This is a genomic window from Microbacterium sp., assembly GCF_035554235.1.
Lineage (GTDB): Bacteria > Actinomycetota > Actinomycetes > Actinomycetales > Microbacteriaceae > Microbacterium.
In genome coordinates, this window is sequence record NZ_DATMIO010000097.1 from 1 (window position 1) to 11,066 (window position 11,066).

The 11,066-nt window shown below is 69.3% G+C and carries 11 protein-coding genes; 8 read left to right on the forward strand and 3 right to left on the reverse strand.

All coding sequences use genetic code 11. The annotated features are described in order from the left end of the window. The first annotated feature begins 131 nt into the window (after positions 1-131). The 3 genes from VNT50_RS04705 (at position 132) to VNT50_RS04715 (ending at position 2,763) form a co-directional block, all read left to right on the forward strand. The gene (locus VNT50_RS04705) at positions 132-1,274 is read left to right on the forward strand and encodes a zinc-dependent alcohol dehydrogenase (RefSeq protein WP_325483955.1); all 1,143 of its coding nucleotides are present in this window, start codon (positions 132-134) and stop codon (positions 1,272-1,274) included. 30 nt (positions 1,275-1,304) lie between these two features. After that, positions 1,305-1,898: a hypothetical protein gene (locus tag VNT50_RS04710; RefSeq protein WP_325483946.1), complete on the forward strand. Its 594-nt coding sequence runs from the start codon at positions 1,305-1,307 to the stop codon at positions 1,896-1,898. Between the two features lie 64 nt (positions 1,899-1,962). After that, the gene (locus tag VNT50_RS04715) at positions 1,963-2,763 is read left to right on the forward strand and encodes a DUF1206 domain-containing protein (RefSeq protein ID WP_325483947.1); all 801 of its coding nucleotides are present in this window, start codon (positions 1,963-1,965) and stop codon (positions 2,761-2,763) included. Between the two features lie 115 nt (positions 2,764-2,878). Here the strand turns inward: VNT50_RS04715 and VNT50_RS04720 are convergent, their stop codons facing one another. Then, on the reverse strand, positions 2,879-3,874 hold the full coding sequence (locus VNT50_RS04720; RefSeq protein WP_325483948.1) for a diacylglycerol/lipid kinase family protein: 996 nt from the start codon (positions 3,872-3,874) through the stop codon (positions 2,879-2,881). A 171-nt stretch (positions 3,875-4,045) separates the two neighbouring features. Here VNT50_RS04720 and VNT50_RS04725 point away from each other — a divergent pair, with 171 nt between their 5' ends. Further along, positions 4,046-4,231, forward strand: coding sequence for a DUF1918 domain-containing protein (locus VNT50_RS04725; protein ID WP_491715935.1), 186 nt, complete (start codon positions 4,046-4,048; stop codon positions 4,229-4,231). Between the two features lie 13 nt (positions 4,232-4,244). On the opposite strand, the gene VNT50_RS04730 is transcribed toward VNT50_RS04725, so the two are convergent. Both VNT50_RS04730 and VNT50_RS04735 read right to left on the reverse strand, forming a co-directional pair. After that, positions 4,245-4,649 (reverse strand): DUF3806 domain-containing protein, encoded by a 405-nt coding sequence (locus VNT50_RS04730; RefSeq protein ID WP_325483950.1) that lies wholly within the window; start codon positions 4,647-4,649, stop codon positions 4,245-4,247. A 100-nt stretch (positions 4,650-4,749) separates the two neighbouring features. Beyond that, complete coding sequence (locus tag VNT50_RS04735; RefSeq protein WP_325483951.1) at positions 4,750-5,829, reverse strand: DNA polymerase IV; 1,080 nt, start codon at positions 5,827-5,829, stop codon at positions 4,750-4,752. Between the two features lie 84 nt (positions 5,830-5,913). Between VNT50_RS04735 and VNT50_RS04740 the strand changes: the two genes are divergently transcribed. The 4 genes from VNT50_RS04740 (at position 5,914) to araA (ending at position 11,015) form a co-directional block, all read left to right on the forward strand. Next, a complete protein-coding gene (locus tag VNT50_RS04740) occupies positions 5,914-6,897 on the forward strand; it encodes a LacI family DNA-binding transcriptional regulator (RefSeq protein ID WP_325483952.1) in 984 nt (327 codons plus the stop codon). 143 nt (positions 6,898-7,040) lie between these two features. Beyond that, positions 7,041-7,748, forward strand: a complete 708-nt coding sequence (locus VNT50_RS04745; protein ID WP_325483953.1) for an L-ribulose-5-phosphate 4-epimerase — start codon at positions 7,041-7,043, stop codon at positions 7,746-7,748. Between the two features lie 98 nt (positions 7,749-7,846). After that, positions 7,847-9,454 (forward strand): xylulokinase, encoded by a 1,608-nt coding sequence (locus VNT50_RS04750; protein WP_325483956.1) that lies wholly within the window; start codon positions 7,847-7,849, stop codon positions 9,452-9,454. Positions 9,455-9,503: 49 nt separating this feature from the next. Next, positions 9,504-11,015 carry an L-arabinose isomerase gene (araA, locus tag VNT50_RS04755; RefSeq protein ID WP_325483954.1) on the forward strand — a complete coding sequence of 504 codons (1,512 nt, stop codon included), beginning with the start codon at positions 9,504-9,506 and terminating at the stop codon, positions 11,013-11,015. Positions 11,016-11,066: the final 51 nt, after the last annotated feature.

Below are 11,066 nucleotides of genomic sequence, written 5' to 3' on the forward strand. Positions count from 1 at the left end.
ATGTGTCTCACCGCTCCGGTGGGATGCCGCATCCGCACCGAACCGCGAGCGTGCACCAGTTCGGGCGCGGGCGCAACCCCCTCCAGCGGATGGGCGACCGGGGTACATGCTGGCGGTCGCAGGAGGTGCGCATGAAAGCCATGGTCTACCGCGGGCCGTACAAGATCCGCGTCGAGGAGAAGCCCGACCCGAAGATCGAGCACCCCGGTGATGCAATCGTGCGGGTCGAGCTCGCCGCGATCTGCGGCTCCGACCTGCACCTCTACCACGGCATGATTCCCGACACGAGAATCGGGCATACCTTCGGGCATGAGTTCATCGGCACCATCGAGCGGGTGGGCCCGGCCGTGCAGAACGTGAAGGCCGGCGACCGGGTGATGGTCCCGTTCAACATCTACTGCGGTTCCTGCTTCTTCTGTGCGCGCGGCCTGTTCTCGAACTGCCACAACGTCAACGCCAACGCCACGGCGGTCGGCGGCATCTACGGGTATTCGCACACCGCGGGCGGATTCGACGGGGGACAGTCAGAGCTGGTGCGAGTGCCGTTCGCCGATGTCGGGCCGGCCGTCATCCCGGACGGGATATCCGACGAGAACGCGCTGCTTCTGACCGACGCGTTCTCGACGGGCTACTTCGGCGCGCAACTCGCGGACATCGCCGAGGGTGACACCGCGGTCGTCTTCGGGGCGGGGCCCGTCGGCCTCGCCGCGGCGCGGTCGTGCTGGCTGATGGGCGCCGGGAGGGTCATCGTGGTGGACTATCTCGATTACCGACTCGAGAAGGCCGAGACCTTCGCCTTCGCCGAGACCGTCAACTTCGGGCAGGTCGGCGACATCGTCCGCCGGCTCAAGCGCGCGACCGACGGACTCGGCGCCGACGTCGCCATCGACGCGGTCGGAGCGGAGGCGGACGGCCACGTGTTGCAGCACATCACTTCAGCAAAGCTGAAGATGCAGGGCGGGTCTCCCGTCGCCCTGAACTGGGCGATCGACTCCGTTCGCAAGGGCGGAACGGTGTCGGTGATGGGTGCATACGGACCCCTCTTCAGCGCGGTGAAGTTCGGGGATGCCGTGAACAAGGGCCTCACCATCCGCACCAACCAGGCGCCCGTGAAGCGGCAGTGGCCGCGCTTGTGGGAACACATCCGAAGCGGCGCCGTCACCCCGAGCGACCTGATCACGCACCGCATCCCGCTCGACCACATCGCCGACGGCTACCACATGTTCTCGTCGAAGCTCGATGACTGCATCAAGACCGTCATCACGCCGGCGTGACAGGTGAATCGACAACGGAGGGAAGACGACATGCCCTACACATCTGGCAGACCGGGCGCCGCGCCCAACACGGCGCTGCTCCGGGCGCGCATCCCCGGCTGGGGCGCCGACCTCGACCCGGCTGATCGCCCCGCATTCCCCCGCGAGCAGCCCGGCATCCCGACCGGGGCCCACTGGCAGATCCCCGAGCAGCAGTCCGATCTGATGCGGCGCGAGCGATCGGTGGAGCACCTCAGACTCACTCCCGTGTTCGGCACGGCCCAGCCGCTGAAGGGCCTCGCCGGTGCGATCCGCCGCTACGCCTACAGCGCGTACAGCGAGGCGCAGGCCGCGCACTGGCTGCTGCTCATCGTGGGAGACCGGGTGGATGCCGCGACCGCCCATCTGTCCTCGTTCGCTTCCGCGCGGCCCGACGATCCGATCACCCAGAGCGGAGTGCTCGGCGAACGCGGTCGTCGACCGATCGCGTCGCGCTTTCGCCGCGGGCGCGTCGACCTGAAGCACGCGTGGCTGGACCCGATCTTCGTGGTCGGGCCGTGGCTGCTGCCGGTCGTGATCGCGGTACCCGCCCTGCGGTGGGCCGCACGAGGTCGTCGCGCAGCGCGGTCGGGAAGGGCGATCTGAAGCACGGTCGAGCACCGAACTCAACCCCCTGCCCGAGGCTCAGGGAGCTCGATACTATGCGCCGATGAGTGAACCGAAGGCCGCTGCCCGAGCGGCGCAAGATTCCACGGCTTTCCGCGTCGTCGCGCGCATCGGCTACGTCGTGCTCGGCATCCTGCACATCGTGATCGGGGTGATCGCGATCTCGGTCGCGACCGGCGGTGGCGGCGAGGCGGATCAGGGTGGAGCGATGGAGCAGATCCAGAGGTCACCCGCGGGCGTCTTCCTGCTGTGGGCGATCGTCGTCGGTCTGGCGGCTCTCGCGATCTGGCAGATCGCCGAGGCGGTGCTCGAGCGCGACCCCGACACCAAGAAGAAGTGGGGATACCGGCTCAAGTACCTCGGCACCGCGGCGGCCTACGTGGCGATCGCGATCACCGCACTCGTGTATGCGCTCGGCGGCCAGTCGGACTCGTCGCAGTCGTCGACGTCGATGAGCGCACAGCTCATGGCGACGACCGCGGGAGTGATCCTCCTCGTCTTCATCGGCCTCGTCATCGCCGCGGTCGGGATCGCGTTCATCGTGCGGGGTCTCACCCGCGCCTTCGAGAAGCACCTCGCCCTGCCGGCCGGAGGCGCCAGGCGCGGCATCGTGGCGTTCGGCGTCGTCGGCTACGTCGCCAAGGGCGTCGCAATCGCCGTCACCGGCGTCCTCTTCGTCGTCGCCGCGATCACGCGGGCCCCTGAGACGGCAGGGGGATTGGATGCCGCCCTCCACGCGCTCGCCGTGTTGCCTTTCGGCGTCTTCATCTTGTGGATCGTGGGTGCCGGACTCGTGGTCTACGGACTCTTCTGCTTCGCTCGCGCGCGCTACGCCAGGATGTGACGCACCGGGCTGCGCGTCGCGCACCGTCAGGTCACGTTCGCACGGCGCAGGCTCGGGCGCTATCGCAGCCGGCGCGATCATCCACACCTTCGCGGTGCAGCTGGCCGTAGGCCGGTCACTCCGCCGGAACCCGCACGAGCAGGCTCGACGGATCGACCCAGGTCTTGAACGAGAGGGCTTCGCCGAAGCTGTCGCCGTCGAGCTGAATCTGCTCGGCGCGACTGAGACGCACGATGAGCTCCTTGCCCTTCAGGTAGTTGAGCGCCCGGACCTGCTTCGTCGGCCCCATCAGCTTGCGACCCGCGCTCGTTCTGCGGAGCACACCGTTCTCCCAGATGATCTTGGTCATGACCTGCACCCACCCGAAGAACCCCTCGGGGCGGAGCACCACGATGTCGAAGATGCCGTCGTCGACTGCCGCTTCGGGAAGCAGCAGGATGTTCGCGGGCAGCGACCCGCAATTTCCCACCATGACCGTATGAGCGCTGAGCGACCTCGCCCTGCCTCCGTCGAGGCTGTACCGCAGTCGCAGGCGGTTCTTGTCGCCGAGCGCGACTCCGATCGCCTTCACGTACGCGAGCCAGCCCGCCTGTTCCTTGAGTTGGTCGTCGGTGTTCGCGAGCATCTTCGCGTCGAGCCCCACACCGGCCATGACCAGGTACGCGTAGCGGGTCGTGCCCTCGGCGTTGCGGATGTCGATCATGGCCATATCGATCGCCCGGTCGCGTCCCGTGAACGCCGTGGTGAGGGAATGGTCGGAGTCATCGAGGGTGAGGTCGAGGTTTCGGGCGAGGAGATTGCCCGTGCCGGAAGGCAGCAACGCCAGCGGGACGCCGCTGCCGCGCATCACTTCCGCTATCGCGCGGACGGTTCCGTCCCCACCGGCGGCGATCACGACCGCGACGCCGGACTCGAGCGCCTGCTCGGCCTGCCCGCTCCCGGGGTCCTCCTCCGTCGTCTCCAGCCAGAGCGTCGGGCCCCACTGCGACGCGGTCTCGGCCGCTTCCACTTGCGCCCTGAGGGCATCGGCGTCGAGTTTCACGGGGTTGTAGATCAGCGCGGCGCGACTCGGGGAAGAGGTCTCGTGGCCGGATCGGGTCGTGTCGTCCATGTGCTCCGTACGGTCGGCGCGGCAGGTGCCGGCGGTCATCGATATCTGTGGAGACTCTCCACTACGGCACATCCCTTGGCAACGGGTTGACAGAGCCGCGTCGATCGGTGTCGCGACGCCCCTCGTATCGCCGGCGGGTGAGCGTTATCCTGACCGTGGAGGTGGTCGATGATGCACGCCATGGTGGGCGATCGCGTCCGTATCCACGGACGCATTGTCGGCGCCGCCGAGCGGGAGGGCGACGTCATCGAGGTGCGCGGCAGCGCGGAGAATCCGCTGCTCGTCGTGCGGTATGACGACGGTCATGAGACTGTCCTCGCGCCCGGAGGCGACTGCGAGATTCTGCACGCGGGATGACGATCCGACGTGACTAACTCGCGATCCCGGCCCGGAGCTGCGTGATGGTTGCGATCGTCTCTTCGACGTATCGGGTGAGAGAACCCGGTTCACCACCCCATCTGCGGGCGACGGCGGCCAGCGGAAACGCCAGCGTCTTCTTCGAATCGCCGTAGACGGCCAATCGCTGCCCGCGTTTGTCGGTGACGCGCACCCATCGCAGCGCGAGCGTGGTCGCGAGGTAGTGCCCGATGCCCGCTCCGACCAGATTGATGACCGGCGTCGGATCGGAGCTCTCGAGCGTCCACGTCTCCCGTGACTGATCGAGGAAAGCGTCCAAGGCTGCGGGCTCGGCGGCCACGCCGAGGGTCCCGAGCGTCGTCACCAGCGACTCGACCCAGTCCGACTCGTCTTCGGTCAGTTCCGTGATCTCCTTCATGGGCCCTCCTCGCCTGCACTCGGGAATGCGATGGAGGCAATGTAGATGAGCGAGGTGAACAACGCGTGCCGCAGGGCTTCGCCCGCGGCCACGTTCCTCGTCACCACCCGCTGCGGGTAGGGGAGTGTCCCTGGCGGGCGTCGTCGGGCATGGCCATCTCGGCCCGAACGCCGAGCAGGCGGATGGGGCGGTCGGGCTCGATCCGCTCGACCAGCTCCATCGTCTTCGCCAGCACTTCGTCGCGGTCGAAGGTGGACGGGATCTTCTTCGTGAATGTCTTCGTGAAGAACGGCGCGTACCGCACTTTGAGTCCCAGACCCACGACGGGCCGGCCATCCGCCGACACGTCTTCGAGCACCTGCGCGAGGAGGCCTTGCGCCGCATGCTCGACCTGCGCGCGTTCTACGAGGTCCCGCTGGAAGGTCGTCTCCCTGCCGTGGCCCCGCGGCACCCAGGGGGTGTCGTCCACGACCGTCGCGCCCTCGCCGCGCCCGAGTTGCGCGTACCAGGGGCCCATCCGGGGGCCGAACTCGGGCATCAGGTCGCGGTCGTCGGCGGCGGCGAGCTGCGCGACGGTGAGGATGCCGAGACCGGCCAAGCGCTTGGAGATCTTGGGGCCCACTCCCCAGAGATCGTTCGTGGGCCGCGCGCCCATGACCTCGAGCCAGTTGTCTGCGGTGAGCCGGAAGACGCCTCGGGGCTTGCCGAATCCGGTCGCCACCTTCGCCCGAACGAGGGTGTCACCGATGCCGACGCTGCAGTGCAGCGCCGTGCGCTCGAGCACGGCGTGCTGCGCTCGCCGCGCGTACGACTCCGGGTCATCGGTCGTGATCGCGATGAATGCCTCATCCCAGCCGAGCACCTGCACGATCGCGTCCGGCTGGGCCCGCAGGGTGGCCATGACATCGTCGGACGCGGCGGTGTAAGCCGGGGCATCCACCGGAAGGATCACCGCTTCGGGCGCCTTCCGCGCGGCGATGCGCAGCGGCATCCCGGAGCCCACTCCGAACGCGCGCGCCTCGTAGGACGCCGTCGACACCACCGCGCGCTCTGTCGGATCGCCGCGACCGCCGACGATCACCGGCTTGCCGGCCAGCTCGGGGCGGCGCAGCACCTCGACGGCCGCGATGAACTGATCGAGGTCGACGTGCAGCACCCACGCGCGGCGGTCCCCGATCATGCGGCTAGTCTGCGTGGTCGCGGCTCGCACCGCCAGGGGCTATTGGCCGAGTTGATCCGGGACCGAGAGCTAGTCTGGGGAGCCATGAGCGAAGCGCCGAGCACCCGACGCGTGGGAGTGCGTGACGTGGCGCGGCTCGCGGGCGTGTCGACGCAGACGGTCTCTCGGGTACTCAACGATTACCCCGGCATCCGCGCCGAGACGCGGGATCGCGTGCGCGAGGCGGTCGCGGCGCTCGATTACCGCATGAACAACACGGCCCGGTCGTTCGGCACCAGCACGACGCGGACGCTGGGCCTGATCGCCTCGAATGCCACGCTGTATGGCCCGTCGATCGCGATCGAGGCGCTCGAGGCGGCCGCGCGTTCGGTCGGCCGGTGGGTCGCCACGGTGTACGCGGATGCCGCCGATGAAGAGTCGGTGGATGCCGCTGCCCGCCACCTCGTCTCCCACGGCGTCGACGGCATCGTCGTGCTCGCCACTCATGCTCGCACCGTCGCGGCGGCGTCGTCGGCGGCGCCCGGCGTGCCCGTCGCGGCGCTGCATGCCGGGCCCGGTGCAGAGCGCCAGTCGGAGGGTGCGGAGCTCGCGGTCCGGCACCTCGTGGACCTCGGGCATCGCCGAATCGCGCGCGTGGCGGGTCCCTCGCACTGGTTCGAGGCTTCCGCACGTGAAGCGGGCGTCGTCCGCGCGCTCCCAGAGGCCGGCCTTCGGTGGGAGGGCGATTGGAGCGCCGCTTCCGGTGCGGCGCTCGCGGCGGAGGTCGCCGCCGCCGTTCGCGCGCCCGGCGGCCCGACCGCGGTGGCCGTCGCAAACGACCAGATGGCCCTCGGCCTCATGGCCGGGCTGCACGGTGCGGGTGTCGATGCGCCGCGCGACGTGAGCATCACGGGTTTCGACGACAACCCCGATGCCGCGTTCTACAGCCCCGCCCTGACGACGGTCCGTCTCGACATCGTGGGTGAGGCGCGGCGCGCCGTCGGCGAGGTGCTCGGCCTCGCCGACCCCGAGCTCGCCCCCGGCCCGGCGAGGCTGATCGTGCGCGCCTCGACGGGCCGGGCGGACTGACGGGCGCGGTGCTGATGCGCCAGGGCCGATGCGCCCGTGCCGATGCGCGCCGACCGGGCGCACGCGCGCAGGTGCTCGGCCGTCATCGGCATCCTGCGTTTCACTTGCTGGACATCCCCGAATGTTACCGGTAACATATTCGCATGACTGATTTCAGCTCCGATGTCGAGGCGTCCATCGCCACCGTCCGTGCCGAGGTGGCGGGGTTGCATGCGGAGTTGGTGCGGTATGGGCTGGTGGTGTGGACGGGTGGGAATGTGTCGGGCCGGGTGCCGGGTGCGGATTTGTTCGTGATCAAGCCGTCGGGGGTCTCGTATGAGGATCTGGCGCCGGAGAACATGATCGTGTGTGATCTGGAGGGCACCGTGGTGCCGGGGACGCCGGGCAGTGACCGGTCGCCGTCCAGTGATACGGCGGCGCATGCGTATGTGTACCGGAACATGCCGGAGGTGGGTGGGGTGGTGCATACGCATTCCACGTTCGCGGTGGCGTGGGCGGCGCGGGGGGAGCAGATTCCGTGTGTGCTGACGGCGATGGCGGATGAGTTCGGGGGGCCGGTGCCGGTGGGGCCGTTCGCGATCATCGGGGATGATTCGATCGGCCGGGGCATTGTGGAGACGCTCACCGGGCATCGCTCCCGGGCGGTGTTGATGCAGAATCATGGTCCGTTCACGATCGGCAGCTCCGCGAAGGATGCGGTGAAGGCGGCGGTGATGGTCGAGGATGTCGCCCGTACGGTGCATTTCGCGCGGGAGGCGGGTCCGTTGATCCCGATCCCGCAGGACGCGATCGACGCGCTCTATGACCGGTACCAGAACGTCTACGGACAAACCACCGACGACCGCCGCTGACGCGCCGGCGCATCATCACCAATCCAACGGAGGAACCAGTGGCCAGCAACGCGACGTCCGACCCGGCGCCCCACGACTCGGCGCCCGACGACTCGGCGATCCACGACGGAGCCGACGGCACGACCAGGGACGCGATCCTCGCGGGCCGCACGGCCTTGGGCATCGAGTTGGGCTCGACGCGCATCAAGGCGTGCCTGGTCGCCGACGACGGCGCCGCCACCGTACTGGCCGTCGGCAGCCACGAGTGGGAGAACCGGTTCGTCGACCGGGTCTGGACCTACTCACTCGATGACGTGTGGTCCGGCATCCGATCCGCCTACGCCGACCTGGTCGCCGACGTGACGCGTCGCTACGGGGTGCGTCCCGAGACGTTCGGGGCGATCGGGGTGTCGGCGATGATGCACGGCTATCTCGCGTTCGATGCGGCCGACGAGCTGCTCGTTCCGTTCCGCACGTGGCGCAACACGACAACGGGGCCCGCGGCGACCGAGCTCACCGACCTCTTCGGCACCAACATCCCGCTCCGGTGGTCGATCGCTCACCTCCATCAGGCGATCCTCGACGAGGAGCCGCACGTCCCGCAGGTGCGCTTCCTCACCACCCTCGCCGGTTACGTGCACTGGCGGCTCACGGGTCGCAAGGTGATCGGCGTCGGTGATGCGTCGGGGATGTTCCCGATCGATGCCGCGACGAGGGACTACGACGCCGAGCTGCTGCGGCGATACGACGCCCTCGTCGGCGATCGGCTGCCCGGCGCGAGCCTCGCCGGCCTGCTGCCCGAAGCGCTCGTCGCCGGCCGGCCGGCGGGGGAGCTGACGTCGGAGGGTGCCGCCCTGCTCGATCCCTCGGGCGCGCTCCGCCCCGGCATCCCGCTCTGTCCGCCCGAGGGAGACGCGGGCACCGGCATGGTGGCGACCAACTCGGTCGCGCCGCGCACCGGCAACGTCAGCGCCGGAACCAGCATCTTCGCGATGGTCGTGCTCGACCGGGCCCTCGAGAGCGTCCACCACGAAATCGACGTGGTCACGACACCCGCCGGCGACCTCGTCGCGATGGTGCACTGCAACAACGGCGCGAGCGAACTCGCCGCGTGGGCCGGGATGTTCGGCCGATTCGCCGCCGCGGCGGGCACGCCGGTCGACGTCGATGCCGTGTTCGACGTGCTGTTCCGCGAGGCGCTCGAAGGCGAAGCGGATGCCGGCGGGCTGCTGGCCTACAACCACCTCGCGGGCGAACCGATCGCGGGGCTGTCCGAGGGCCGGCCGCTCTTCGTGCGAACCCCCGACAGCAGCCTGACGCTCGCGAACTTCATGCGTGCACAGCTCTACGGGGTCTTCGGCACGCTCAGCCTCGGCATGCGGGTGCTCTCCGGCGAGGGCGTCGCCCTCGAGCGGATGTTCGCCCACGGTGGCATGTTCCGCACCGCGGGCGTCGCCCAGCGCTTCCTCGCGGGCGCGCTCGACGCGCCGGTCGCCGTCGGCGAGAGCGCGGCCGAGGGCGGGGCGTGGGGCATCGCGGTGCTCGCCGCCTACCTGTCAGCTGCACCCGACACCGACCTGAGCGGCTACCTGAACGACCGGGTCTTCCGCAATGCGACGCTCGACGTCGTGGAGCCGAACCCCGAAGATGTCGCGGGCTTCTCGGCCTTCCTCGACCACTACCGTGCCGGCCTCGCCGTCGAGCGCGCCGCCACCGAAGCACTCTGACCCGCGCTCCGCCGAACGCGCGGCACAACTCGAACACGAAGGAAGAACCATGACCCGCACGCCCCTCTCCACATCCCTCGACGGCTACGAGGTCTGGTTCGTCACCGGCAGCCAGAACCTCTACGGCGACGAGACCCTGCGCCAGGTCGCCGAGCAGTCGCAAGCCGTCGTCGCAGGGCTCGACGGCCTGCCCGTCACGGTCGTCTGGAAGCCCGTGCTGAAGGACTCCGACAGCATCCGCCGTCTCGCCCTCGACGTGAACGCCCGCGACAACGTCATCGGCGTGATCGCGTGGATGCACACCTTCAGCCCGGCGAAGATGTGGATCGGCGGGCTCGACGCGCTGCAGAAGCCGCTCCTGCACCTGCACACGCAGGCGAACGTCGAGCTGCCGTGGGCCGAGATCGACTTCGATTTCATGAACCTGAATCAGGCCGCGCACGGCGACCGCGAGTTCGGCTACATCCAGACCCGCCTGGGCGTTGCCCGCAAGACGGTCGTCGGGCACGTGTCGAATCCGGATGTCTTGACCCAGGTCGAGACGTGGCAGCGGGCCGCCGCCGGCTGGGCCGCGTCGCGGTCGCTCAAGCTCGCCCGCTTCGGCGACAACATGCGCTACGTCGCCGTCACCGAGGGAGACAAGACCGAGGCCGAGCTGCGGTTCGGGGTGCAGGTCAACACGTGGGGCGTGAACGAGCTCGCCGATGCGGTGGCCGCGGCATCCGCTGCCGACGTCGATGCGCTGATCGATGAGTATCTCGAGGCCTACGACGTCGTGCCGGAACTGCGTCCCGGCGGCGACCGCCACCAGTCGCTGCGCGACGGGGCCGCGATCGAGGTCGGCCTGCGGGCGTTCCTCGAGGAGGGCGGGTTCGGTGCATTCACCACGAGCTTCGAGGATCTGGGCGCACTCACGCAGCTGCCCGGCCTCGCCGTGCAGCGGCTCATGGCCGAGGGCTACGGGTTCGGCGCCGAGGGCGACTGGAAGACGGCGATCCTCGTGCGCGTCGCGAATGTCATGGGGGCGGGCCTTCCCGGCGGCGCGAGCCTCATGGAGGACTACACCTACGACCTCGTTCCCGGCAACGAGCGCATCCTCGGTGCGCACATGCTCGAGGTGTCGCCGTCGCTCAGCACCGCGAAGCCGACGCTCGAGATCCACCCCCTCGGCATCGGCGGCAAGGACGACCCGGTGCGCCTGGTCTTCACCGCCGACCCCGGCCCGGCCCTGGTCGTCGCACTGAGCGACATGCGCGACCGTTTCCGCCTCGTCGCCAACGTCGTCGAGAACGTCGAGGCCCCCGATCTGCCCAAGCTCCCCGTCGGGCGCGCCGTCTGGACGCCGCAGCCGGACTTCGCTACGAGCGCCGCGTGCTGGCTCACGGCCGGCGCCGCCCATCACACCGTGATGACCACCGCTGTCGGCATCGACGTGTTCCGCGACTACGCGGAGATCGCAAAGACCGAACTGGTCGTCATCGACGACGACACCACGGTGCGCGACTTCCAGCGCGAACTGCGCTGGAACCAGGCGTACTACCGGCTCGCGCAGGGGCTCTGACGGCTCGCGCACGAGCAGTCGAACTGCCGGCGGGCGTCCACTTCCGTGCGG

Coding starts and splice junctions, on each gene's coding strand:
- VNT50_RS04705 (WP_325483955.1), top strand. CDS start 132: ATGAAAGCCATGGTCTACCGCGGGCCGTACAAGATCCGCGTCGAGGAG.
- VNT50_RS04710 (WP_325483946.1), top strand. CDS start 1,305: ATGCCCTACACATCTGGCAGACCGGGCGCCGCGCCCAACACGGCGCTG.
- VNT50_RS04715 (WP_325483947.1), top strand. CDS start 1,963: ATGAGTGAACCGAAGGCCGCTGCCCGAGCGGCGCAAGATTCCACGGCT.
- VNT50_RS04720 (WP_325483948.1), bottom strand. CDS start 3,874: ATGGACGACACGACCCGATCCGGCCACGAGACCTCTTCCCCGAGTCGC.
- VNT50_RS04725 (WP_491715935.1), top strand. CDS start 4,046: ATGCACGCCATGGTGGGCGATCGCGTCCGTATCCACGGACGCATTGTC.
- VNT50_RS04730 (WP_325483950.1), bottom strand. CDS start 4,649: ATGAAGGAGATCACGGAACTGACCGAAGACGAGTCGGACTGGGTCGAG.
- VNT50_RS04735 (WP_325483951.1), bottom strand. CDS start 5,829: ATGATCGGGGACCGCCGCGCGTGGGTGCTGCACGTCGACCTCGATCAG.
- VNT50_RS04740 (WP_325483952.1), top strand. CDS start 5,914: ATGAGCGAAGCGCCGAGCACCCGACGCGTGGGAGTGCGTGACGTGGCG.
- VNT50_RS04745 (WP_325483953.1), top strand. CDS start 7,041: ATGACTGATTTCAGCTCCGATGTCGAGGCGTCCATCGCCACCGTCCGT.
- araA (WP_325483954.1), top strand. CDS start 9,504: ATGACCCGCACGCCCCTCTCCACATCCCTCGACGGCTACGAGGTCTGG.